The organism is Scandinavium manionii (genome assembly GCF_024764775.1).
Classification (GTDB): Bacteria; Pseudomonadota; Gammaproteobacteria; order Enterobacterales; family Enterobacteriaceae; genus Scandinavium; species Scandinavium manionii.
The window spans coordinates 182,957-205,461 of the sequence record NZ_JALIGC010000034.1 but is presented as its reverse complement, the minus strand read 5'-3'; the positions used below and the strand labels follow the sequence as shown (position 1 = coordinate 205,461).

The following is a 22,505-nucleotide window of genomic DNA, read 5'->3' as shown; positions in this document are numbered from 1 at the left end:
TGGAGAAGAATAAAACCACCTGCAAAACAAAGAGTTACGGAGACTATACCTTGCCAGTGTTGCATAACCGCATCTCGAATGAGCAATTGAAGGCGCAGATGATGGCTGAAACCGAGCCGCGCACGACAATCTCATTCTATAAATATTTCACTATTACCGATCCAAAAGCGACCCGCGATGCGCTGTATCAGGCGTTCACCGGGCTCAGCGTGTTTGGCCGCGTCTATCTCGCCCATGAAGGGATTAACGCGCAAATCAGCGTACCAGAGAGCAAAGTCGACGCTTTCCGTGAGCTACTGTACGGTTTTGATCCGGCGTTCAACAATCTGCGCCTGAATATTGCGCTGGATGATGACGGGAAATCATTCTGGGTGCTGCGCATGAAAGTGCGTGACCGCATCGTGGCTGACGGCATTGATGACCCGACGTTTGACGCCAGCGACGTGGGTGAATATCTGAAAGCAGCCGAAGTGAATGCCATGCTCGACGATCCCGATGCGGTGTTTATCGACATGCGTAACCACTACGAATACGAAGTGGGTCATTTCGAAAACGCGCTGGAAATCCCGGCTGACACTTTCCGCGACCAGCTGCCAAAAGCCGTTGAAATGATGGAAGAGTACCGCGATAAGAAAATTGTCATGTACTGCACCGGCGGGATCCGCTGCGAAAAAGCCAGTGCGTTTATGAAGCACAAAGGCTTCAATAAGGTCTGGCATATTGAGGGTGGGATTATCGAATACGCCCGTCGCGCACGTGAGCAGGGTCTGCCAGTGCGTTTTATCGGTAAGAACTTTGTGTTCGACGAACGCATGGGCGAACGCATTTCAGACGACGTGATCGCACATTGTCACCAGTGCGGTACGCCGTGCGACAGTCACACCAACTGTCTGAACGACGGTTGCCATCTGCTGTTCATTCAGTGTCCGGCGTGCGCGGAGAAATTCCGTGGCTGCTGTAGCGAACTGTGCAAAGAAGAGAGCGTGCTGCCGGAAGAAGAGCAGCGTCGGCTGCGGGCAGGGCGTGAAAACGGTAACAAGATCTTCAATAAATCGCGCGGTCAATTGAATACGCGTTTGGGGATCCCTGACCCGGAATAAAGGTCGAGGAAAAAATCAGGCCCGGTAAGCGGTAGCGCTACCGGGCTTTTTTACGCCCTCAGTGAGCGAAACGCGCTAGCCTGAACGGCGACAGATCAAACGCTGGCGTCTTGCCCTGCGCAAAATCAGCGGCAATTTCGCCCAGCACCGAAGTGAACTTAAAGCCATGTCCGCTCAGACCGGAAATCACCAACGTGTTGTCATGACCGGGAAGGGTGTCGATGATGAAGTCTTCGTCCGGCGAATTGTCGTAGGTGCAGGCCGCGCCGTGCAGGCAGCAGCCAATGCCGGGCAGCACGTTACGCAGGAAGTTAAAGGCTTCAGAGCCGTCCGTTGCCACCGCGCCAAATGGTTTGCGCTGTTCTGGAGAATCAATCACTTGCCCTCCGTTGTGCTTGCCGATTTTCAGCTCATTGTCTTCCGCCGGGAAACCGTAATACTGGTCACCGTTTGGCAGCTCACCGGTAAACGCCGGAAAGTTGTTTTTGCTACTGTATCGGCCATCGGCCTGGTACCAGGCAAATACTTTACGCACCGGCTGAATTGGCAGTTCCGGCAGAAGCCTGGTAGCCCAGGTTCCGGCGCTCACCAACAGACGTTTCGCGGTGTAACTGCCATCGGCGGTTTCAACGGTGGTGCCATCCGCGTGATGCGAAACGGCGGTAACAGGGCAATTGAACAGCTGAGCACAGCCGGCTTCGCGGGCCAGTTCGACCCAGGCTTTTACCGCCAGCTCACTGCGCAGCACGCCGGAAGCCGGTTCAAACAGCCCGACGTAATCCTCCGGCACACGGATCTCCGGCCAGCGGGCCATCAGCGCCTGGCTGTCAAGCCGCTCAACGTCCAGACCGAATTGACGGGCGCTCTGCTCGACGTTGGCGAGGAACGGTGAATGCGCCGGGCCCAGGTTGATGACGCCGGTTTTCTCAAAAATCTCTTCGCCGCTCAGCGTGGCGAGTTCATCCCACAGGGTTTGTGCGCGAAGCACCAGCGGCACATATTTTTCACCCTCGCCGTAGGCATGGCGAATCAGGCGTGTATCGCCGTGGTGGCTGCCTTCGTTATGCGGCGGCAGATGGGCATCGGTCATCAAGACCGACAGCCCTGCGCGGGAAGCGTAATAACCGGCGGCGGCACCGACAGAGCCACTGCCGATAATTATTAAGTCGTAGTTCATGCGTGTCTCATCTCTGTTCGTTATTAGCAGGGTAATTAATCTGATAATGCATGACAAGCCAGAAATAATTAAGGCACCCGATGGGTGCCTGTTACGTGAATTTTGGCATCAAGCGCTAATGCCTTCGATACTCGTTTTCCTGGAAATCGCCGGATTCAATTTTGGCGATGCCCGCTTCTAAAATAGAAATAAACTGGCGGGCTACATCGGTCGTTAACCATAGCGTTTGACCGATTTCTGCTTCGTTGTGACTCGATAGTGTGGGGTTCTGGTAGTGCAGGCGCAGCATCAGCGCGTCATAGCTGTCTACGGTGCTGATGTCCCATCCGACGAGGGGATGGGTCTGGATGACTTCATTATTCTTTTCCATCATAACCCCTTATTAACGTGTTTAAAGACAACGGTTCGAGGTTCAATGCGTGTTTTCTGAAGCATACTAATTATATCAACAACTATGAAAATATTCGAACTTTCGGGTTAAGAGCAACATTTTTTTCTGGGTCAATCGTTTTTTTGAACAATAAAGCGGCAATTAGTTCGTTATTTTCTAAAAGAAAAGTGATGCAATAAGAAAAAGGTTAAAAAAAGCACAAAATGAAATTAAAAAAGCCGGGGCGACCCGGCAAAAATTACATAATGATGGAGCGTTTTTTTAATCGAATCAGGCAGGGTTAAACCAGTCATCCGCGCTTTCCCAGGTTTCCTGGAGAATTTCGCTGATGCGGTCTTTGTCTTCTTTAGCGCCACCGAGAACGGAAAGATTATTGCCCGCGGCATAGCGCACGCTGACTTGTCCGTTCTGGTCGGGGAATTGATCGAGAATACGGCGGGAAAGCTCGCTGGTGAGCGCATCAATAGCGCCTGCGGGCAGGACAGTGGTTCTGGCGATAGTCACTTCAATACGCATAATGTGCCCCCTGTTGAATATACTGGATATTTATACAGTTAGTTTGCGAAACTTACAACAGGAGGCAATCATTTTTTTAGCGTTTAACGCTCCAGTTCACGGTTTCACCGGCAAGGAACGGGATCAGCGTGTCGTCGGTCAGGGCGATACTGTCGACAACCTGGCTCTCTTTGCGCTCCAGTTCGATGAAGCTCTCATTCACCGGCAGGCCATAGAAACGCGGGCCATTCAGTGAGCAGAAGCCCTCGAAGTGTTGTAAGGCATTCATTTCTTCGAACACCGTGGCATAGCTGCCGAGCGCCGTTGGGGCGTTGAAGCAGCCCGCACAGCCGCAGCTGGCTTCTTTGCGATGACGCGCATGCGGGGCAGAGTCGGTACCGAGGAAGGCGCGCTCAAAGCCGCTGGCAACCAGTTCACGCAGCGCCTGCTGGTGAATGTTGCGTTTGAGGATAGGCAGGCAGTACAGGTGAGGGCGCACGCCGCCAACCAGCATGTGGTTGCGGTTAAACATCAGATGCTGCGGGGTAATGGTGGCGGCCAGCAGTTCGTTGCCGTCGCGCACGTATTCAGCGGCATCTTTGGTGGTGATATGTTCAAACACCACTTTCAGGCCCGGCAGACGCTGGCGCATCGGCTCCATCACCGTTTCGATAAAACGTGCTTCACGGTCAAAAATGTCTATCTCAGCGTGGGTAACTTCGCCGTGGACCAGCAGCGGCATGCCGAGTTTTTGCATGCGCTCAAGCACCGGCATGATCGCATCAATGCTGGTGACGCCGTGGCTGGAGTTGGTGGTCGCGTTAGCTGGATACAGTTTGGCGGCGGTAAATACGCCTTCGTGGAATCCGCGTTCCAGCTCGTTTGGATCCAGAGTGTCGGTCAAATAGCAGGTCATCAGCGGGGTAAAGTCATGGCCCGCAGGAACGGCATCAAGAATGCGTTGGCGGTAGCTGATGGCGGCATCAACGGTGGTCACCGGTGGCACCAGGTTTGGCATCACAATCGCCCGGCCATACACTTCACTGGTGTAAGGCACGACGGTTTTCAGCATATCACCATCGCGCAGATGGATATGCCAGTCGTCGGGACGGCGGATTTTCAGTAGCTGGGATTGTGCTGTCATGGAAGGCTCCGGCTTGTTGAGAAGGGCTATTTTTGCCGGGCACTAAGATTAAACGTAAACGTTTTCCTTTGCACTCCTTTCCGTAAAAAAAACGGGCGCGATTTGCGCCCGTTTCGAGATCAGTCCCCGATTCGATTAGTCAGTCAGTGGAATGACAATCTCGCCCGGTTTCACTTCAATGCCTTTGGCGTATTTCTTCGCCAGCGCCTCGCCTTCGCTTGCGTCTTCACGCAGAACGTAGGCCGGCTGCTTGTTGAAGTAGCTCCGCAGTGACTGGTTCAGGTACGGCATCATGGTTTGCACCACCGACTGCATCTTCTCAGGCTCCACTTTTGCATCGACCACTTCCATTTCCTGCAGGAAGATAGCGCCTTTTTCTTTATTAAAGACCGGCAGCGCTTTCAGCTTCAGGTTAATCGTTGCTTTCTGATTACCAAACAGCGAGCTCATATCGAGGTTCGCGACGCCGGTCAGCGTGATTTTATTCGGTTCTTCGCGGCCAATGGCGCTGGAAAGGTTAGTCAGCACAATGTGTGCATCAGCCACACCCGGCAGGCCAATATCTTTCGAGAAATTGTTTCGCTTTTGCAGTGCCTGATTAATTTCTTGCTCACTCACGGTGTACTGCGTGAGCTGGTTACAGCCTACCAGCAGGACGCTCACAGTCAGTGCGGCGACCATCAACAACTTTTTCATGGGTTTCCTTAACATGTTGCTTTTGACTCATCCTGACACAAAGCAGCATGCCCTGTCAGCCTAATGCGTGCCAGCAGAATCCGCTGAATTGTTACTACAATTAACATCAGGCACCGGGTTCGACCATCCCGGTTGTCGCGCGTTTAGTACTGAACTGCCACCACAGCGCCAGAAAAGTCATGAAGCCAATCGCACCGAACATCACCCAAGGCAGCTCCGGCTGGTGGAGCGCTTTGCCCGCATCGAACAGCCAGCCGCCACCCGCATAACCGAGCGCGCCGCCGAACGCGAGCCCGAGACGGCTGAAGCCCATATAGCTGCCACGTGCGCGCGGATTGGCCAGCTGGGCGCTCAGGGTTTCGCGAGCCGGTTCGGCAATAATGGAGCCGATATAAAACACGCAAATCAGGGTGAACAGCTGCTGTAAATTGGCGGAAAGGCCAATCGGCAACATCGCCAGGGTCATAATAAGCAATCCGGCCATCAGACGGTGTTCGAGGCGGAAACGCTTTTCGCTCCAGCGCGCAATCGGGTAGAGCAGCGTCAGCGACAGCGCGGCTTCAATGGCATACATCCATTTCACCGCCGCAGGGGAACCGGCGATATCGTTGACCATGATCGGCAGCATCAGCATCACCTGTACCGCCAACATGTAATAGCCGGTCAGCGTCAGAACATATGTGACAAACCGCTTGTCACTTAGCACCCGCGACAGACCTTCCCGCACTGGCGTTTTCACCGTCGACAGTTTCCAGGCCGGAAGGTACCAGGCGTTAAACGCGGCACAGAGGATGAACAGCACCGCACCGACGCTGCATACCAGACGGAAATCGTATTGCAGCAGCCAGCTGCCAAGCAGCGCGCCAATTACCGCCCCGGCACTGTCCTGCATCATCAGCAGCGAGAAAAAGCGCCCGCGTTGATGCGGACGCACCAGTTTGACCACCAGCGCCGCTCGCGGTGGGTCGAACAACGTGCCGCCGAGGCCGGAAAGGATGCAGGAGAGCCACAGCATCCATGGTTCATGCGCGATGGCCATGGTGATGAATCCAGCGGCACGCATCAGCATACCGGTGACGATCATCGGTTTAGCGCCGAAGCGGTCGGCTATCGCGCCGCCAAAAATACCTAAACCTTGCTGAACGAGCTGACGCAGCCCAAGGGCAATGCCGACCATCAGCGCTGCCCAGCCCATCTGGTCGACAAAGCGAATGGAAATTAATGGGAAAACGACAAAAAAGCCGAGAACAACCAGCATGTTATCGACAAGCAGGAAATATTTTCCCAGGCTGCGAGCCTGTGAGATGCGCGATGACATTTCCCCTCCAGGGGAATGAAACGGTGAGAGGCTACCATTCTACCGTTTGAAGGCTGATTTTTAGGGGCTGCGGGCAACAATATTTTTTTATCAAAAGACTATTTTGATAGAGTTTATTTATCGAAAAGCGGAAGTGCCTCAGAAAAACGTATGTCGCTGTTTTCACAAGGTGGCGACAGGCAGGTATAGTGAAGGTAATGGCGGTTTGAAGGAGTGGGGGAAGATGTTTGGCTATCGCAGTAACGTGCCGAAAGTGCGCTTAACAACAGACCGTCTGGTGGTGCGTCTGGTCCATGACCGCGACGCCTGGCGGCTCGCCGATTATTACGCGGAAAATAAAACGTTCCTGAAACCCTGGGAACCGGTCCGGGATGACAGTCATTGCTATCCCTCTGGCTGGCAGGCGCGCTTGTCGATGATCAGCGAGTTTCACAAACAGGGATCCGCGTTTTACTTTGTGTTGCTTGACCCGGAAGAAAAAGAAATTGTCGGCGTGGCCAACTTCTCAAACGTGGTACGTGGCTCGTTTCATGCCTGTTATCTGGGGTATTCCATCGGTGAAAAATGGCAGGGGCAGGGGTTGATGTACGAAGCGCTGACCTCCGCCATTCGCTACATGCAGCGCACCCAGCATATACACCGCATTATGGCCAACTATATGCCGCACAATCAGCGCAGCGGCGCGCTTTTGGCCAAACTCGGATTTGAAAAAGAAGGATTCGCCAAAGACTATCTGCTGATTGACGGACAGTGGCGGGACCACGTTCTGACGGCGCTCACCACACGCGAGTGGACGGCGGGTCGATAAGGAGAAATCATGAAGTATCAATTAACGGCGCTTGAAGCGCGTGTGATTGGCTGCCTGCTGGAAAAGCAGGTCACCACGCCGGAGCAGTATCCGTTGTCGGTCAACGCCGTCACCCTGGCCTGTAATCAGAAAAGTAACCGCGAGCCGGTGATGACGCTCAGCGAAAACGAGGTGCAGGACTTACTCGATCAGCTGGTGAAACGCCATTATCTGCGCACCGTCAGCGGGTTTGGCAACCGGGTGACCAAATACGAACAGCGATTCTGCAATTCCGAATTTGGCGATTTGAAGCTCAGTACCGCGGAAGTGGCGCTGGTGACCACGCTGCTGCTGCGCGGCGCGCAGACGCCGGGCGAACTGCGCAGTCGCGGCCAGCGGATGCATGAATTTGCGGACATGGCCGAAGTCGAAAACGCGCTGGAAAATCTGAGCAATCGTGAAGACGGGCCGTTTGTAGCGCGTTTACCGCGCGAACCGGGCAAGCGCGAACAGCGGTTTATGCATCTGTTTAGCGGTGATGTTGAAAACGCCGCTGTCAGCGTAGAGGCTGAAACGCCGGAGACACACAGCCTGGTGGCGCGCGTCGACGCGCTGGAGAACGAAGTTGAAGAACTTAAGCAGCGCCTCGATTCCTTACTGGCACATCTGGGAGATTAAGCGTGACCGCGAAACTTCGAATTGGCGTGGTGGGCCTCGGTGGCATCGCGCAAAAAGCGTGGCTGCCGGTGCTGAGCGCCGCAACAGACTGGACGCTGCAGGCGGCCTGGTCGCCGGGGCGTGAAAAAGCGCAGCGCGTGTGTGAAACCTACCGCATTCCGCTGGCGGATTCGCTGGCGCATCTGGCGTCCCAGTGCGATGCGGTGTTCGTGCATAGCTCAACCGCCACGCATTATACGGTGGTCAGCGAACTACTGAACGCCGGCGTTCACGTCTGCGTTGATAAACCGCTGGCGGAAAAACTTAGCGATGCGATGCGCCTGATTGAACTGGCCGAGAAGAAAAAGCTCACGCTGATGGTCGGCTTCAACCGACGATTTGCGCCGTTGTATCAGGAGTTGAAAACCAATCTGGCCGATGGCGCATCGCTGCGGATGGACAAACACCGGAGCAACAGCGTCGGGCCAAACGATCTGCGATTCACCCTGCTGGATGATTATCTGCACGTGGTGGATACCGCGTTATGGCTGGCAGGCGGAAATCCGCAGCTGAGCGGCGGTTTACTGCAAACCACCGACCAGGGCGAAATGCTGTACGCCGAGCACCATTTCAGCCTGCCGCAGATGCAAATTACCACCAGTATGCATCGCCGCGCGGGCAGCCAGCGTGAGTGGGTCCAGGCGGTGACCGACGGCGGGCTTATCGACATTACCGATATGCGCGACTGGCGGGAAGAGCGGGGCGCTGGCGTGATTGTACGTCCGGCATCCGGCTGGCAAACCACCCTCGAACAGCGTGGTTTTGCGGGCTGCGCGCGTCACTTTATCGAATGCGTGCAAAATCAGACGGTTCCGCAAACCGCCGGTGAGCAGGCAATTGCCGCCCAGTGCATCGTCGAAAAGCTGTGGCAGGAAGCAATAAGTGAGTAAGAGGCTGTAACAACTGCCAGTAGTAATTACCGCTAATCCAGGTAGACTATCGCCACTTTCCAACGCCTGTTTCGCTTACAGGCGTTTTTGATCCGGGGTTGTGGAATAACACGTTAATGAACCTATTAAAATCGCTGGCGGCCGTCAGCTCAATGACCATGTTTTCTCGCGTGCTGGGCTTTGCGCGCGATGCCATAGTGGCAAGGGTTTTTGGGGCGGGAGTCGCGACGGATGCCTTTTTTGTGGCGTTCAAACTGCCAAACCTGCTGCGCCGCATTTTTGCAGAAGGCGCGTTTTCACAGGCGTTTGTGCCGATTCTGGCGGAATACAAAAGTAAGCAGGGAGAAGATGCAACCCGCGTTTTCGTCTCGTATGTCTCCGGGTTATTAACTCTCGCGCTGGCGGTGGTGACCGTCGTCGGGATGCTCGCCGCCCCGTGGGTTATCACCCTGACCGCGCCCGGTTTTGCCAATACGCCGGATAAGTTCGCCTTAACCAGCCAGCTGCTGCGTATTACCTTCCCGTATATTCTGCTTATCTCGCTGGCATCGCTGGTGGGGGCTATTCTGAATACCTGGAACCGCTTCTCGGTTCCGGCCTTTGCGCCGACGTTACTGAACGTCAGCATGATCGGTTTTGCGCTGTTTGCCGCACCGTATTTCAATCCACCTGTGCTGGCGCTGGCATGGGCGGTCACCGTTGGTGGCGTACTGCAGTTGTTCTATCAGCTGCCGCACCTGAAAAAAATCGGCATGTTAGTGCTGCCGCGCATTAACCTGAAAGATACCGGCTCGATGCGGGTGGTGAAGCAAATGGGGCCGGCGATCCTCGGGGTTTCCGTCAGCCAGATTTCACTGATCATCAATACCATTTTCGCCTCGTTCCTGGCTTCAGGATCGGTATCGTGGATGTACTACGCTGACCGTCTGATGGAGTTCCCGTCCGGCGTGCTGGGCGTGGCGCTCGGCACGATCCTGCTGCCGTCGCTCTCCAAAAGTTTTGCCAGCGGCAACCACCAGGAATACAACCGCCTGATGGATTGGGGCCTGCGCCTCTGTTTCCTGCTGGCGGTCCCGAGTGCGGTAGCGCTGGGCATTCTGGCCAAACCGCTCACCGTGGCGCTGTTCCAGTACGGTAAATTCACCGCCTTTGATGCGGCAATGACCCAGCGCGCGCTGGTGGCGTATTCTGTGGGGCTGGTGGGGCTGATTGTGCTGAAAGTACTGGCACCAGGCTTCTATTCCCGTCAGAACATCAAAACGCCGGTCAAGATTGCGATCGTCACCCTCATCATGACGCAGCTGATGAACCTGGCGTTTATCGGCCCGCTGAAACACGCCGGTCTTTCGTTGTCGATTGGTCTGGCGGCGTGCCTGAATGCCAGCCTGCTGTACTGGCAGCTGCGTAAGCAAAAAATCTTCACCCCTGAACCGGGCTGGGGCCGTTTCCTGAGCCGTCTGATTGTCGCCGTCGTGGTGATGGCTGCCGCGCTGCTGGGGATGATGTATATCATGCCAGAGTGGTCCCAGGGCACCATGCCGTTCCGCATTATGCGTCTGATGGTTGTGGTCGTGGCGGGTATCGCGGCGTACTTCGCCACGCTGCTGGTGCTGGGTTTCAGAGTGAAAGAGTTTGCGCGCCGTACGACGTAAACGGGAAATCAGTGGGAAGAGTGACAACAAAGCGCAGGGCATTGGCCGGGATTCACGGCAATGCCACCTGCTGTTTAAGACGGGAAGTTTAAACGGAGAACTTCTTGCCACCGCGTGGGGTAGACGAGGTTTGACCATCTTTGCCGTACAGCGTCGGTTCCTGATGCGGTTTTAGCACCTGCAACGCCTGCTGGTTACGCTCAATCTGGCCTTCCAGCAGCCAGCCGTTGTGCTGATTAAGGTCGCGCAAATGCTGGGTCTTTTCGGTAATGGTCTGCCAGCGTTCCGCGACGTCATCATTGGCACAGCGCTGCGCTTCCTGCTCCAGGCGGCGCTGTTTTTCCAGGTAATCCAGCGTTGCCAGCAACGAGCTTTTCTCTTCGGTAATACGCTGCAGGGCGCTGCTGTTTACGCTGCCCGCAGAGAGCTGTTGCTGCTCGGCATCCATCACCTCTTTCAGCGAGTTCAGGATGACTGTCATATGATCCAGTATTTCTGACAGACGACTCATTCTGTTATTTACTCTGCTGCAGCCAGCTCTGGGTATCCGAAATCAACGAATCGGCAATTTTGCCGGTATCCATTTTCAGCTCACCGTTACGGATAGCGGTTTTCATGGCCTCGACGCGTTCCATATTGATATCGCTGTTGCGCGGTTGCATCAGGCTTGATTGCGCTTCGCTTAGCGTCACGTTAGTGCTGTTCGCGGTCGACGATTTGTCCAGACGGGCTTTCTGCGCCTGGGCTTCATTCGGCTCACGCGACTGGACGGCGTTAACGGGCTTCAGGGGCGATGTACGATCAATACTCATTGTCCTGTCCTCATCGAGGTTTCGTGGCGTTACTGCCTGCCATCATCACTTGTTTATTATTTATCGGCAGGCTCTGCAGAATCTTTATATGCATTATAGATTAATCAGAATATTCCCATCCGAATCCACCTGACCGCTCACCACCTGGCCTGACGGCATTCTAACGCGAGCATTTTGGGCGACGGCGGCATTGTTTAACGCCTGGCCTTCGCCATTGACGCTAAAGCCATCGCCACTGGCAATGACCTGGACTTTTTGCCCGGCTTTTACGCGCCAGGACTGGCGTAACATCGACAGCTGAATGGCCTGTCCGGGTGCCAGGTCACGCATAGTCACCGCATCCTGCGCCTGGTTTATATCAAGCATGGTGCGTGGCGGCAACTGGTCGAGACGTCCACGTTTCAGCGCTACGCTGCCGGGTTGTAGGACCGCACCGCGTGGCACAGACTGCGCAGCCACCACATAATTCCCTGTCGCTTCAACCATCACCTGAATGTATTTTTTTTCCGCTTCGCACTGCGCTACGACGGTCTGATTTCCCCACAGACGGGTATTGCCCATCACGGTTAACGCAGGCTGTTCACACTGCGGTAGCTGCGTGTCAGGGCTGCGCACGTTAACCACCACCGAATCACTGAAGCCTGCAAGGCGGTGGCTGAAAAAATCCGTCAGCTGCTGGGTGAGATCCTGCGCCATGGCCGCCGGGCTCAGGAGTGCAAACGTCAGCGTGAGGGTGCTCTTCAGGTTTCGCATTGCTATCTCCGGTTTGTCAGGGAATAGCCGAATTTTACCTGTTAACGAAGAGCATCAACGCAACAAATAGCGATGCATTTTGCTTTTATTCCGACGATGGCGGCCAAAAATTGGGATTAATCTGAACGCTGAATGAACTATTGCCATCAGCGGAGGAGACATGCTCGATAAACTCGACGCCGCGCTACGTTTTCAACAGGAAGCGTTGAACCTGCGCGCCCAGCGTCAGGAAATCCTGGCCTCAAACATTGCTAACGCCGATACCCCGGGGTATCAGGCGCGCGATGTCGATTTTGCGTCAGAACTGAAAAAAGTGATGGAAAGCGGGCGCGCGGAAACCAGCAGCGTGTCACTCACGCTGACCTCCGAACGCCATATTCCAGCCCAGGCGATGTCCGCCCCTTCTGTAGACCTGATGTATCGGGTACCTGACCAGCCATCAATGGACGGCAACACCGTCGATATGGACCGGGAGCGCACGCAATTCGCCGATAACAGCCTGCAATACCAGACCGGCTTGACCGTGTTGGGTGGGCAAATCCGCAGCATGATGACCGTGCTACAGGGGAACTAATTCATGGCTCTACTGAATATTTTTGACGTTGCCGGTTCGGCGCTGACGGCGCAGTCCAAGCGCCTGAACGTCGCCGCCAGTAACCTCGCCAACGCCGACAGCGTCACCGGCCCGGACGGTCAACCGTACCGCGCCAAACAGGTGGTGTTCCAGGTTGATGCGCCAACAGGGGCAGCGACCGGCGGCGTAAAAGTGGCCGATGTGGTGGAGAGTCAGGACCCGTTCAAGCTGGTATACCAGCCGGGCAATCCGCTGGCGGATGCTAAAGGATACGTGAAGATGCCGAACGTCGATGTGGTCGAGGAAATGGTCAACACCATGTCCGCTTCCCGCAGCTACCAGGCCAACGTTGAAGTACTCAACACCGTCAAGAGCATGATGCTCAAAACGCTGACCCTCGGTCAGTAACGGAGATAACGATGTCTATTGCCGTGAATGTGAATGACCCGACCAGCACGGGCGCAACCACCACAGCGACCAGTGGCAGTCTGACGACCAGTAATGCGTCGGACCTGCAAAGCAGCTTCCTGACGCTGCTGGTGGCTCAGCTGAAAAACCAGGACCCGACCAATCCAATGGACAACAGTCAGCTGACTTCTCAGCTGGCGCAGATCAGCACCGTCAGCGGGATTGAGAAGCTCAACACCACGCTCGGGTCTATTTCCGGACAGATTGATAACAGCCAGTCTTTACAGGCCACCTCGCTGATTGGTCACGGGGTGATGATCCCTGGCTCCGTGGTGCTTGCAGGCTCGGATACCGACGGCAATGCCAGCACTACACCGTTTGGCGTTGAGCTGACCCAGGCCGCCGACAAAGCCACCGCGACCGTCACCGACGCCAGCGGCAAAGTGATCCGCACCATGGATCTCGGCAGCCTCACCGCAGGCGTTCACAGCTTTACCTGGGACGGTACCGCCGCTGATGGCTCTACTGTCCCGGACGGCGCATATAACGTCTCGATTGCCGCCAGCACCAACGGCACGCAGCTGGTGGCTCAACCGCTCCAGTTCGCACTGGTGCAAGGGGTGACGAAGGGAAGCAGCGGTAATCTGCTGGATCTCGGAACGTATGGCACCACCACGCTCGACGAAGTTCGTCAGATTATTTAAGCCTTCAACCTTATCAGGAGTTAAGACATGGCCTTCTCTCAAGCGGTCAGCGGCCTGAACGCCGCGTCCACCAACCTCGACGTGATTGGCAACAACATCGCCAACTCCGCGACCTACGGCTTTAAAGCCGGTACCGCCTCGTTCGCCGATATGTTTGCCGGTTCTAAAGTCGGCCTTGGCGTAAAAGTCGCGGGTATCACCCAGGACTTTAACGACGGCACCACCACCAGTACGGGTCGTGCGCTCGACGTGGCTATCAGCCAGAGCGGCTTCTTCCGTATGACCGACGCCAACGGCTCCGTGTATTACAGCCGTAACGGTCAGTTCAAATTGGACGAAAACCGTAATCTGGTGAACATGCAGGGTCTGCAGTTGACCGGCTATCCGGCGACCGGCACGCCGCCGACCATCCAGCAGGGCGCGAACCCGGTTGGCTTAAGCATTCCGAACACCCTGATGGCGGCGAAAGCGACCTCTACGGCGGCAATGCAAATCAACCTGAACTCCACCGATGCGGTACCGACGAAAACGCCGTTCGATGCCACCAACGCGGATACCTATAACAAGAAAGGCACCGTGACGGTGTTCGACAGTCTGGGTAACTCCCACGACATGAACATCTATTACGTCAAAACCGACGCTAACACCTGGGATGTGTATACCCAGGATTCGAGCGTGGCCGCTGCGGCTGGGGGGCAGAAGCCGCAGGCGCAGATGCAATTCAATGATAATGGGACGCTGGAAGGCGTTGCGAAATACAACGCGGCTGGTGAGTTGCAGCCATTGGTTCCGGGCGCACAACCGGAGATTACCCTCAACCTGGCTTCCCTGAACGGCTCCGCTGACAGCACCTTCCAGCTGAGTTTCCAGAACTCCATGCAGCAGAACACCGGCTCAAACGATATCGTCGCTACCAACCAGAACGGCTACAAGCCGGGCAACCTGGTGAGCTATCAGATTAACGACGACGGTACCGTGGTCGGGAACTATTCCAACGAGCAAAACCAGCTGCTGGGCCAAATCACGCTGGCGAACTTCGCCAACAACGAAGGTCTGCAATCTGAAGGCGATAACGTCTGGTCAGCGACGCAGTCTTCCGGCGTGGCGTTGCTTGGCACCGCAGGCACCGGCAATTTCGGCACCCTGACTAACGGCGCGCTGGAAGCATCCAATGTCGATCTGAGTAAAGAACTGGTGAACATGATTGTCGCGCAGCGTAACTATCAGTCGAACGCGCAGACCATCAAAACCCAGGATCAGATCCTCAATACCCTGGTTAACCTGCGCTAAGCGCCTGACGGGACGGCTTCATGGATCACGCAATATATACCGCGATGGGCGCGGCCAGCCAGACGATGGAAATGCAGGGTGTTACCGCGAGCAACCTCGCCAACACCTCCACGCCGGGCTTTCGCGCACAACTGACCGCACTGCGCGCCGTGCCAGTCAATGGCGAAACGTATCAGACCCGAACCCTGGTGACCGGCTCCACGCCAGGTGCCGACATGACGCCTGGTCAGCTTGACTACACCGCCCGTCCACTGGACGTGGCGTTACAGCAGGATGGCTGGCTAGCGGTGCAGGGCGCGGACGGTACGGAAGGCTACACCCGCAACGGTAACATTCAGGTGACACCTGGCGGTCAGTTGACCATTCAGGGCAATCCGGTGATTGGCGACGGCGGCGGTCCGGTGATGGTGCCGGAAGGCTCGCAGGTCACCATCGCAACCGACGGCACCATTTCGGCGCTGAACCCGGGCGACCCGGCGAACACCATTTCGCCCGTCGGCAAGCTGAAGCTGGTGAAAGCCGCCAATACCGAAGTCATTCGTGGTGACGACGGCATGTTCCGCTTAACGGCGGCCGCCCAGGCCACCCGCGGGCCGGTCCTGCAATCTGACCCGACAATCACTCTGCAATCCGGCGTGCTGGAAGGCAGTAACGTCAAACCGGTGGCGGCGATGGCTGACATGATTGCCAGCTCCCGACGTTTTGAAATGCAGATGAAGGTGATTAGCAGCGTCGATGACAACGCCTCTAAAGCCAATCAGCTGTTATCGATGAGCTAATAAAGGATACCTATGATCAGTTCATTATGGATTGCCAAAACCGGCCTCGACGCCCAGCAAACCAACATGGACGTTATCGCCAACAACCTGGCGAACGTCAGCACCAACGGTTTCAAGCGTCAGCGTGCGGTCTTTGAAGACCTGCTTTACCAGACCGTCCGTCAGCCGGGGGCGCAATCGTCCGAGCAGACCACGCTGCCTTCTGGCCTGCAAATCGGTACCGGTGTTCGTCCGGTAGCGACCGAACGTATTCACACTCAGGGCAACCTGTCTCAGACCGACAACAGCAAAGACGTTGCCATCAAAGGTGAAGGCTTCTTCCAGGTGCTGCTGCCGGACGGCACGTCGGCGTACACCCGTGACGGTTCGTTCCAGGTTGACCAGAACGGCCAGCTGGTGACTGCGGGCGGTTTCCCGGTGCAGCCGGCGATCACCATCCCGGCCAACACCCTGAGCATTACCATAGGGCGTGACGGCGTGGTGAGCGTGACCCAGCAAGGGCAAACCAACCCGGTGCAGGTTGGCCAGCTGAATCTGACCACCTTCATGAACGATGCAGGTCTGGAAAGTATGGGTGAAAACCTCTACACCGAAACCCAGGCGTCTGGCGCGCCGAACGACAGCACGCCGGGCCTGAACGGTGCGGGCCTGCTGTATCAGGGTTATGTCGAAACCTCCAACGTCAACGTGGCGGAAGAGCTGGTCAACATGATTCAGGTGCAGCGCGCGTATGAGATCAACAGCAAAGCGGTGTCGACCACCGACCAGATGCTGCAAAAACTCACCCAGCTGTAAGACGTCACCGGTGCAGATTTCCTGCACCGGATTTTTGATTCAGAAGATAAAAAGCAATGCAAAAAACCTCAGCGTTTCGTTATCCGCTTTTCGTGGTCCTGGCCCTGACACAGTCCGGATGCGCATTGATTCCCTCCAAACCGCTGGTGGAAGGGGCGACAACCGCACAGCCTGTTCCTGGCCCGGTGCCGGTGGTCAATGGCTCGATTTTCCAGAGCGCGCAGCCGATTAACTACGGCTATCAGCCGCTGTTCGAAGACCGACGCCCGCGCAATATTGGCGACACGCTGACCATCCAGCTGCAAGAAAACGTCAGCGCATCCAAGAGCTCGTCGGCGAATGCCAGCCGCGATGGCAAAACCAATTTCGGCTTCGACACCGTGCCGCGTTATCTGCAGGGCCTGTTTGGCAATGCGCGCGCCGATGTGGACGCCTCTGGCGGCAACTCCTTTAACGGTAAAGGCGGCGCCAACGCCAGCAACACCTTCAGCGGAACGCTGACGGTCACCGTCGATCAGGTGCTCGCCAACGGCAACCTGCACGTGGTGGGCGAGAAACAAATCGCCATTAACCAGGGCACCGAATTCATTCGTTTCTCTGGCGTCGTGAACCCGCGCACCATCAGCGGCAGCAACACCGTGCCGTCGACCCAGGTGGCTGACGCCCGTATTGAGTACGTCGGTAACGGCTACATCAATGAAGCGCAGAACATGGGCTGGCTGCAGCGCTTCTTCCTTAACTTATCGCCGATGTAACGAGGTGAATTATGTTTAAAACTCTGGTTGGCATTGCTCTGGTCCTGCTGGCAGGTTTCGCCCAGGCCGATCGCATTCGCGACCTCACCAGCGTACAGGGCGTGCGGCAAAACTCATTAATTGGCTACGGGCTGGTTGTCGGTCTGGACGGGACGGGTGACCAGACCACGCAGACGCCATTTACCACCCAAACCCTGAACAACATGTTGTCGCAGCTCGGGATAACCGTCCCGGCGGGCACCAACATGCAGCTGAAAAACGTGGCGGCGGTGATGGTCACCGCACAGCTGCCGGCCTTTGGTCGTCAGGGGCAGAACATTGACGTCGTCGTGTCGTCGATGGGTAACGCCAAAAGTCTGCGCGGCGGTACGCTGCTGATGACGCCGTTAAAAGGTGTCGACAGCCAGGTTTATGCCTTAGCTCAGGGTAATATTCTGGTCGGCGGGGCGGGTGCCTCGGCGGGGGGCAGCAGCGTGCAGGTGAATCAGCTTAACGGCGGGCGTATCACCAACGGTGCAACCATCGAGCGTGAATTGCCGAGCCAGTTCGGCGCGGGTAACACCATTAACCTGCAGCTGAATGAAGACGATTTCGGCATGGCGCAGCAGATTGCTGACACCATCAACCGTCGCGGCGGCTTCGGTAATGCGACGGCACTGGATGCGCGTACCGTACAGATTCAGGCTTCCAGCGGCGGCAGCAATCAGGTGCGGATGCTGGCAGATATTCAAAACCTCGACGTGAACGTCACGCCGCAGGATGCGAAAGTGATCATCAACTCCCGTACCGGTTCGGTGGTGATGAATCGCGAAGTGACCCTCGACAACTGTGCTGTGGCACAGGGCAATCTGTCGGTGACGGTGAACCGTTCCGCGCAGGTCAGCCAGCCGGATACGGCGTTTGCAGGTGGTTCGACGGTGGTGACGCCGCAGACGCAAATCGATCTGCGTCAGAGCGGGGGGGCGATGCAGAGCATTCGCTCCAGCGCCAACCTGAACAACGTCGTTCGCGCGCTGAACACGCTGGGGGCCTCGCCGCTGGAGCTGATGTCGATTCTTCAGTCGATGCAAACCGCAGGCTGCCTGCGTGCCAAAGTGGAAATTATCTGATGCTCGGCGACAGCAAACTGATGAGCAGCGCGGCCTGGGACGCGCAATCGCTGAATGAGCTGAAAATCAGTGCCGGGAAAGACCCACAGGCGAACGTAAAGCCTGTGGCCCGGCAGGTCGAAGGTATGTTTGTGCAGATGATGCTGAAAAGTATGCGTGACGCGCTGCCCAAAGACGGTTTATTCAGCAGCGACCAGTCGCGTCTTTACACCAGTATGTACGATCAGCAGATTGCCCAGCAAATGACGGCGGGCAAAGGGTTAGGGCTGGCAGATGAGATGGTCAAACAGATGACCGCGAATCAGGACGGGCCGAAAGAGTTGCCTGCCCAGGTGCCGCTCAAGTTTGATCTCGAAACCGTCACCCGCTATCAGAATTCGGCGCTGACGCAGATGGTACACAAGGCCTTGCCGAAAACGCCAAGTGCCTCTGATGCCGCCGATGTGCCCGGCGACAGCCACGACTTCCTGGCCCAGCTTTCCCTTCCGGCGAAGCTTGCCAGTGAGCAGAGCGGCATTCCGCATCACCTGATCCTCGCCCAGGCGGCGCTGGAATCAGGCTGGGGCCAGCGGCAGATCCGCCGTGAAAACGGTGAGCCGAGCTTTAACCTGTTCGGCGTGAAGGCCTCTGCTGACTGGAAAGGCAAAGTTACGGAAATCACCACCAGCGAATATGAAAACGGTGAGATGAAGAAGGTGAAAGCCCGTTTCCGCGTCTATGCCTCGTATCTTGAAGCGTTGTCCGACTACGTTGGCCTGTTGACGCGTAACCCGCGCTATGCCGCCGTGACCTCAGCTTCGACGCCGGAGCAGGGCGCACAGGCACTACAGAAGGCCGGTTATGCCACTGACCCGAACTATGCTCGCAAGCTGACCGGGATGATCCAACAGCTGAAATCGATGAGCGAAAAGGTGGGCAAGGCTTACGGCAACGATATCGAAAATCTGTTCTGAAACGCCTCAAGTTCAGCTGATCGGTGCCGATAATTCAGGTCAGGACTCGTGTCTAAAAGAATAAAGGAACCTCCATGTCCAGTTTAATGAATAGCGCAATGAGTGGGCTCGGTGCGGCTCAGGCGGCACTGAACACCGTCAGTAATAACATTGCCAGTTATAACGTGTCCGGCTATACCCGCCAGACGACGGTCCTCTCTGCGGCGAACAGCACGCTGGGCGCGGGCGGTTGGGTGGGCAATGGAGTCACGGTCTCGGGCGTACAGCGCGAGTACAACGCTTTTATCACCAATCAGCTGAATGCGGCGCAAAACCAGAGCAGTGGCCTGACCACACGCTACCAGCAGATGTCGAAAATCGACGATTTGATGTCCGATACCACGAACTCGATTTCCGCCACACTGCAGGATTTCTTCACCAGCCTGCAAACCCTGGTGAGCAACGCCGAAGATCCGGCGGCGCGTCAGGCGGTGTTAGGCAAAGCCCAGGGACTGGTCAATCAGTTTAAGACTACCGATCAGTATCTGCGTGACCAGGATAAACAGGTCAACGGCGCGATTGCATCAACCGTTTCGCAGATCAATAACTACTCGCAGCAGATTGCGACGCTGAACGATAAAATTTCCAAACTGACCGGCGTCGGCGCGGGAGCTTCACCGAATGACCTACTCGACCAGCGCGATCAGCTCGTCAGCCAACTGAACCAGCTGGTGGGCGTGGAAGTGAACGTGCAGGACGGTGGCACGTACAACATCACCATGGCCAACGGTTACAACCTGGTGCAGGGCAGCAACGCCCGTCAGCTGGCCGCAGTGCCAAGCAGCGCCGATCCTTCGCGGACCACCGTCGCTTACGTGGATAACGTGGCGGGTAATGTTGAAATCCCGGAAAAATTGCTGACCAGCGCTTCACTCGGTGGCCTGCTGACGTTCCGTTCTCAGGATCTGGACCAGACGCGTAACAGCCTGAACCAGATGGCACTAGCGTTTGCCGATGCGTTCAACCAGCAAAATGCGAAAGGCATCTATACCGATGCCCAGGGCAACACCCATGATGGCGAAAAATTCTTCAATATTGGCGACCCAACGGCGTTGAGTAATACCAAAAACACCGGGTCTGCGAGCCTCGGTGTGACCATGACCGACAGCACACAGGTGCAGGCCAGCGACTATAAGGTGAGCTACGACGGCACAAAGTGGAATGTCACCCGCTTGTCAGACAACACCAACGTAACCACCACGACCGGAAGCGATGGCAGCCTGCAATTCGACGGTTTAAGTGTGAAGATAAGCAGTGGCACCGTTCAGGCTAATGACAGTTTTACCGTTAAACCAGTCGCCAATGCCATCGTTAACATGAGCATGGCACTGACCGATGCCAGCCAGATAGCGATGGGTGTCAATGATGACGAGACCGGTGAGAGCGATAACCGCAACGGGCAGGCGCTGCTGGACTTGCAAAATAGCAAACTGGTCGGCGGCAATAAAACCGTCAACGACGCTTACGCCTCTCTGGTCAGTGACGTGGGGAACAAAACCTCGACGCTCGAAACCAGCAGCACGACGCAGGGTAACGTTGTGACCCAACTGACCAAGCAGCAGCAATCTATTTCCGGCGTAAACCTCGATGAAGAGTACGGCAACCTGCAACTGTATCAACAGTACTATCTGGCTAACGCCCAGGTAATGCAGACCGCCAGCACGCTTTTCGACGCGCTGATCAATATTCGCTAAGGAGCCCTGACCGATGCGTATTAGTACCTTAATGATGTATCAGCAGACGATGGGCGGCATTACCAACTCCCAGTCTTCCTGGCTGAAATATGGCGAACAGATGTCCACCGGCCTGCGCGTTAACCGTCCGTCGGATGACCCGATTGCCGCGTCACAGGCGGTTGTGCTGTCTCAGGCGCAGTCCCAGACCAGCCAGTATGCGTCCGCGCGTAGCTTCGCCACTCAGCGTATTTCACAGGAAGAAAACACGCTGTCGTCGGTGACGTCATCGATTCAGGCGGCGCAGGAAAAAATCGTTTATGCCGGGAACGGCACGCTGAGTGACGATGACCGCGCCTCGCTGGCTACCGATTTACAGGGTATCCGCGACCAGTTGATGAACCTCGCCAACAGCCAGGACGGTAACGGGCGCTACATGTTTGCCGGTTATAAGACGGATACCGCGCCGTTCGATGACACAGGGAAGTACATCGGTGGTAAAACCAACGTCGAACAGCAGGTGGACTCGTCCCGTACGATGGTCATCGGCCACACCGGCGACAAGATTTTTGAATCGGTGACCTCGAATGCGGTGAAAAACCCCGACGGCAGTGTTCCTGGCCCGAACCTGTTCAAGGTTCTGGATGATGCGATTGCTGCGTTGAAAATACCGGTCGCGGATGACGATGCGGCGCAAGCCACGGCCCAGGCTACTATCGACGTCGCCAACCGGGGTCTGCGTAACGCCCTGAACAACGTCCTTAGCGTGCGTGCAGAAGTGGGCACTCAGCTCAATGAACTGGACAAACTGGACGCGCTGGGCGATGACCGTACGCTGAGCCAGACTCAGCAGATGAGCGACCTGGTAAACGTGGACTGGAACTCGACGATTTCCAACTACACCATGCAGCAGGCGGCCCTGACGGCGTCGTATAAAGCGTTCACCGATATGCAAGGCATGTCCTTGTTCCAGTTGAATAAATAAGATTTAACGGTTTAGAACATGTCTTGAAACTGGCCATGTTCTCTGTGCCCGCACCACTCACCCCGGTGCGGGCTTTTTTTTGTTTTGCGGACCGGGGCTTTTAACAGCCCGTTGTTTATTTACGGCCCAGCAAAAAGCCGAATACCACACCGACGGCGGCGGCTACCGCAAGTCCGGCAATCGGGTTAGTCGACACCTGGTCACGTACGTTATCGGTAGCGTCCCGCACAGCGTAACTGGCCTGCGAAGCATATTTGCGCGCAGCACCTTTGAGTTCATTGTCGGGGCTGTTGGTGTGTTTGCCATATAATTCACGTGCCGTACCTGCCGCTTCGTTCAGTTTATCTTCGGTTTTGTCAAACATACTGAGCTCCTGAAATGTCATTGAACTATTAAGTATAGCGCTGAGAAGCGGCACCCTATTTTTCCAGGAGTAAACCTAAAAAGGCGTCTTTGCTGCACTCAGCACCCGTCACCGTTCGGGCACAGCACGTTGCCGCGGCAGTTCG

26 protein-coding genes are annotated in these 22,505 nt (G+C 56.0%); 16 read left to right on the top strand and 10 right to left on the bottom strand.

Annotated features, from left to right (window positions below; all coding sequences use genetic code 11):
• The first annotated feature begins 50 nt into the window (after nt 1-50).
• Nucleotides 51-1,100: an oxygen-dependent tRNA uridine(34) hydroxylase TrhO gene (gene trhO / locus MUU51_RS05865; RefSeq protein WP_159775137.1), complete on the top strand. Its 1,050-nt coding sequence runs from the start codon at nt 51-53 to the stop codon at nt 1,098-1,100.
• Between the two features lie 58 nt (nt 1,101-1,158).
• Here the strand turns inward: trhO and solA are convergent, their stop codons facing one another.
• The 6 genes from solA to mdtH form a co-directional block, all read right to left on the bottom strand.
• Nucleotides 1,159-2,277, bottom strand: coding sequence for an N-methyl-L-tryptophan oxidase (gene solA / locus MUU51_RS05860; RefSeq protein ID WP_258967324.1), 1,119 nt, complete (start codon nt 2,275-2,277; stop codon nt 1,159-1,161).
• 115 nt (nt 2,278-2,392) lie between these two features.
• A complete protein-coding gene (gene bssS / locus MUU51_RS05855; protein ID WP_097161273.1) occupies nt 2,393-2,647 on the bottom strand; it encodes a biofilm formation regulator BssS in 255 nt (84 codons plus the stop codon).
• A gap of 291 nt (nt 2,648-2,938) precedes the next feature.
• The gene (gene dinI / locus MUU51_RS05850; RefSeq protein WP_159761359.1) at nt 2,939-3,184 is read right to left on the bottom strand and encodes a DNA damage-inducible protein I; all 246 of its coding nucleotides are present in this window, start codon (nt 3,182-3,184) and stop codon (nt 2,939-2,941) included.
• 76 nt (nt 3,185-3,260) lie between these two features.
• The gene (pyrC, locus tag MUU51_RS05845; RefSeq protein ID WP_159775141.1) at nt 3,261-4,307 is read right to left on the bottom strand and encodes a dihydroorotase; all 1,047 of its coding nucleotides are present in this window, start codon (nt 4,305-4,307) and stop codon (nt 3,261-3,263) included.
• A gap of 135 nt (nt 4,308-4,442) precedes the next feature.
• A complete protein-coding gene (locus MUU51_RS05840; protein WP_125353743.1) occupies nt 4,443-5,003 on the bottom strand; it encodes a lipoprotein in 561 nt (186 codons plus the stop codon).
• A gap of 106 nt (nt 5,004-5,109) precedes the next feature.
• Entirely contained in the window at nt 5,110-6,321 is a 1,212-nt protein-coding gene (gene mdtH / locus MUU51_RS05835) for a multidrug efflux MFS transporter MdtH (RefSeq protein ID WP_258967323.1), read from the bottom strand.
• 223 nt (nt 6,322-6,544) lie between these two features.
• Between mdtH and rimJ the strand changes: the two genes are divergently transcribed.
• The 4 genes from rimJ to murJ all read left to right on the top strand — a co-directional run bounded on the left by rimJ (nt 6,545) and on the right by murJ (nt 10,367).
• Nucleotides 6,545-7,129, top strand: a complete 585-nt coding sequence (gene rimJ / locus MUU51_RS05830; protein ID WP_159775143.1) for a ribosomal protein S5-alanine N-acetyltransferase — start codon at nt 6,545-6,547, stop codon at nt 7,127-7,129.
• A 9-nt stretch (nt 7,130-7,138) separates the two neighbouring features.
• Nucleotides 7,139-7,786, top strand: coding sequence for a YceH family protein (locus tag MUU51_RS05825; protein ID WP_159775145.1), 648 nt, complete (start codon nt 7,139-7,141; stop codon nt 7,784-7,786).
• A gap of 2 nt (nt 7,787-7,788) precedes the next feature.
• On the top strand, nt 7,789-8,715 hold the full coding sequence (locus tag MUU51_RS05820; RefSeq protein ID WP_159775147.1) for a Gfo/Idh/MocA family protein: 927 nt from the start codon (nt 7,789-7,791) through the stop codon (nt 8,713-8,715).
• A gap of 116 nt (nt 8,716-8,831) precedes the next feature.
• Complete coding sequence (gene murJ / locus MUU51_RS05815) at nt 8,832-10,367, top strand: murein biosynthesis integral membrane protein MurJ (RefSeq protein ID WP_159775149.1); 1,536 nt, start codon at nt 8,832-8,834, stop codon at nt 10,365-10,367.
• A gap of 88 nt (nt 10,368-10,455) precedes the next feature.
• On the opposite strand, the gene flgN is transcribed toward murJ, so the two are convergent.
• The 3 genes from flgN to flgA form a co-directional block, all read right to left on the bottom strand.
• Nucleotides 10,456-10,878 carry a flagella biosynthesis chaperone FlgN gene (flgN, locus tag MUU51_RS05810; RefSeq protein WP_159775151.1) on the bottom strand — a complete coding sequence of 141 codons (423 nt, stop codon included), beginning with the start codon at nt 10,876-10,878 and terminating at the stop codon, nt 10,456-10,458.
• A gap of 4 nt (nt 10,879-10,882) precedes the next feature.
• On the bottom strand, nt 10,883-11,179 hold the full coding sequence (gene flgM, locus MUU51_RS05805) for a flagellar biosynthesis anti-sigma factor FlgM (RefSeq protein ID WP_159775153.1): 297 nt from the start codon (nt 11,177-11,179) through the stop codon (nt 10,883-10,885).
• Nucleotides 11,180-11,272: 93 nt separating this feature from the next.
• The gene (gene flgA, locus MUU51_RS05800) at nt 11,273-11,932 is read right to left on the bottom strand and encodes a flagellar basal body P-ring formation chaperone FlgA (RefSeq protein WP_258967322.1); all 660 of its coding nucleotides are present in this window, start codon (nt 11,930-11,932) and stop codon (nt 11,273-11,275) included.
• Between the two features lie 160 nt (nt 11,933-12,092).
• Here flgA and flgB point away from each other — a divergent pair, with 160 nt between their 5' ends.
• From flgB to flgL, 11 genes are all read left to right on the top strand, one after another.
• Nucleotides 12,093-12,506, top strand: a complete 414-nt coding sequence (flgB, locus tag MUU51_RS05795; protein ID WP_159775157.1) for a flagellar basal body rod protein FlgB — start codon at nt 12,093-12,095, stop codon at nt 12,504-12,506.
• A 3-nt stretch (nt 12,507-12,509) separates the two neighbouring features.
• Nucleotides 12,510-12,914, top strand: coding sequence for a flagellar basal body rod protein FlgC (gene flgC / locus MUU51_RS05790; RefSeq protein WP_110509791.1), 405 nt, complete (start codon nt 12,510-12,512; stop codon nt 12,912-12,914).
• An 11-nt stretch (nt 12,915-12,925) separates the two neighbouring features.
• Complete coding sequence (flgD, locus tag MUU51_RS05785; RefSeq protein ID WP_159775159.1) at nt 12,926-13,618, top strand: flagellar hook assembly protein FlgD; 693 nt, start codon at nt 12,926-12,928, stop codon at nt 13,616-13,618.
• A 27-nt stretch (nt 13,619-13,645) separates the two neighbouring features.
• On the top strand, nt 13,646-14,908 hold the full coding sequence (flgE, locus tag MUU51_RS05780) for a flagellar hook protein FlgE (protein ID WP_159775161.1): 1,263 nt from the start codon (nt 13,646-13,648) through the stop codon (nt 14,906-14,908).
• Nucleotides 14,909-14,928: 20 nt separating this feature from the next.
• Nucleotides 14,929-15,687, top strand: a complete 759-nt coding sequence (locus MUU51_RS05775; protein ID WP_159775163.1) for a flagellar basal body rod protein FlgF — start codon at nt 14,929-14,931, stop codon at nt 15,685-15,687.
• A 12-nt stretch (nt 15,688-15,699) separates the two neighbouring features.
• Nucleotides 15,700-16,482 (top strand): flagellar basal-body rod protein FlgG, encoded by a 783-nt coding sequence (gene flgG, locus MUU51_RS05770; RefSeq protein ID WP_110509787.1) that lies wholly within the window; start codon nt 15,700-15,702, stop codon nt 16,480-16,482.
• 56 nt (nt 16,483-16,538) lie between these two features.
• A complete protein-coding gene (flgH, locus tag MUU51_RS05765; RefSeq protein WP_159761384.1) occupies nt 16,539-17,237 on the top strand; it encodes a flagellar basal body L-ring protein FlgH in 699 nt (232 codons plus the stop codon).
• Between the two features lie 11 nt (nt 17,238-17,248).
• Nucleotides 17,249-18,346: a flagellar basal body P-ring protein FlgI gene (locus MUU51_RS05760; protein ID WP_159775165.1), complete on the top strand. Its 1,098-nt coding sequence runs from the start codon at nt 17,249-17,251 to the stop codon at nt 18,344-18,346.
• The gene (gene flgJ / locus MUU51_RS05755) at nt 18,346-19,299 is read left to right on the top strand and encodes a flagellar assembly peptidoglycan hydrolase FlgJ (RefSeq protein ID WP_159775167.1); all 954 of its coding nucleotides are present in this window, start codon (nt 18,346-18,348) and stop codon (nt 19,297-19,299) included. Before MUU51_RS05760 ends, flgJ begins: the two co-directional genes overlap by 1 nt.
• 74 nt (nt 19,300-19,373) lie before the next feature.
• Nucleotides 19,374-21,032, top strand: a complete 1,659-nt coding sequence (flgK, locus tag MUU51_RS05750) for a flagellar hook-associated protein FlgK (RefSeq protein ID WP_258967321.1) — start codon at nt 19,374-19,376, stop codon at nt 21,030-21,032.
• A 13-nt stretch (nt 21,033-21,045) separates the two neighbouring features.
• Entirely contained in the window at nt 21,046-21,996 is a 951-nt protein-coding gene (flgL, locus tag MUU51_RS05745; RefSeq protein WP_258967320.1) for a flagellar hook-associated protein FlgL, read from the top strand.
• A gap of 115 nt (nt 21,997-22,111) precedes the next feature.
• Here flgL and MUU51_RS05740 read toward each other — a convergent pair whose 3' ends face one another.
• Complete coding sequence (locus tag MUU51_RS05740) at nt 22,112-22,360, bottom strand: DUF883 family protein (RefSeq protein ID WP_159759996.1); 249 nt, start codon at nt 22,358-22,360, stop codon at nt 22,112-22,114.
• Nucleotides 22,361-22,505 lie beyond the last annotated feature (145 nt).

Bases quoted from the DNA above. Each gene is read 5' to 3' on its own strand.
- flgN (WP_159775151.1), bottom strand. From the start codon at position 10,878: ATGAGTCGTCTGTCAGAAATACTGGATCATATGACAGTCATCCTGAAC.
- MUU51_RS05840 (WP_125353743.1), bottom strand. From the start codon at position 5,003: ATGAAAAAGTTGTTGATGGTCGCCGCACTGACTGTGAGCGTCCTGCTG.
- flgD (WP_159775159.1), top strand. From the start codon at position 12,926: ATGTCTATTGCCGTGAATGTGAATGACCCGACCAGCACGGGCGCAACC.
- pyrC (WP_159775141.1), bottom strand. From the start codon at position 4,307: ATGACAGCACAATCCCAGCTACTGAAAATCCGCCGTCCCGACGACTGG.
- flgL (WP_258967320.1), top strand. From the start codon at position 21,046: ATGCGTATTAGTACCTTAATGATGTATCAGCAGACGATGGGCGGCATT.
- murJ (WP_159775149.1), top strand. From the start codon at position 8,832: ATGAACCTATTAAAATCGCTGGCGGCCGTCAGCTCAATGACCATGTTT.
- dinI (WP_159761359.1), bottom strand. From the start codon at position 3,184: ATGCGTATTGAAGTGACTATCGCCAGAACCACTGTCCTGCCCGCAGGC.
- flgH (WP_159761384.1), top strand. From the start codon at position 16,539: ATGCAAAAAACCTCAGCGTTTCGTTATCCGCTTTTCGTGGTCCTGGCC.
- MUU51_RS05740 (WP_159759996.1), bottom strand. From the start codon at position 22,360: ATGTTTGACAAAACCGAAGATAAACTGAACGAAGCGGCAGGTACGGCA.
- flgB (WP_159775157.1), top strand. From the start codon at position 12,093: ATGCTCGATAAACTCGACGCCGCGCTACGTTTTCAACAGGAAGCGTTG.
- flgE (WP_159775161.1), top strand. From the start codon at position 13,646: ATGGCCTTCTCTCAAGCGGTCAGCGGCCTGAACGCCGCGTCCACCAAC.
- mdtH (WP_258967323.1), bottom strand. From the start codon at position 6,321: ATGTCATCGCGCATCTCACAGGCTCGCAGCCTGGGAAAATATTTCCTG.
- flgK (WP_258967321.1), top strand. From the start codon at position 19,374: ATGTCCAGTTTAATGAATAGCGCAATGAGTGGGCTCGGTGCGGCTCAG.
- bssS (WP_097161273.1), bottom strand. From the start codon at position 2,647: ATGGAAAAGAATAATGAAGTCATCCAGACCCATCCCCTCGTCGGATGG.
- flgA (WP_258967322.1), bottom strand. From the start codon at position 11,932: ATGCGAAACCTGAAGAGCACCCTCACGCTGACGTTTGCACTCCTGAGC.
- flgG (WP_110509787.1), top strand. From the start codon at position 15,700: ATGATCAGTTCATTATGGATTGCCAAAACCGGCCTCGACGCCCAGCAA.
- solA (WP_258967324.1), bottom strand. From the start codon at position 2,277: ATGAACTACGACTTAATAATTATCGGCAGTGGCTCTGTCGGTGCCGCC.
- MUU51_RS05825 (WP_159775145.1), top strand. From the start codon at position 7,139: ATGAAGTATCAATTAACGGCGCTTGAAGCGCGTGTGATTGGCTGCCTG.
- flgJ (WP_159775167.1), top strand. From the start codon at position 18,346: ATGCTCGGCGACAGCAAACTGATGAGCAGCGCGGCCTGGGACGCGCAA.
- MUU51_RS05760 (WP_159775165.1), top strand. From the start codon at position 17,249: ATGTTTAAAACTCTGGTTGGCATTGCTCTGGTCCTGCTGGCAGGTTTC.
- MUU51_RS05775 (WP_159775163.1), top strand. From the start codon at position 14,929: ATGGATCACGCAATATATACCGCGATGGGCGCGGCCAGCCAGACGATG.
- flgM (WP_159775153.1), bottom strand. From the start codon at position 11,179: ATGAGTATTGATCGTACATCGCCCCTGAAGCCCGTTAACGCCGTCCAG.
- rimJ (WP_159775143.1), top strand. From the start codon at position 6,545: ATGTTTGGCTATCGCAGTAACGTGCCGAAAGTGCGCTTAACAACAGAC.
- flgC (WP_110509791.1), top strand. From the start codon at position 12,510: ATGGCTCTACTGAATATTTTTGACGTTGCCGGTTCGGCGCTGACGGCG.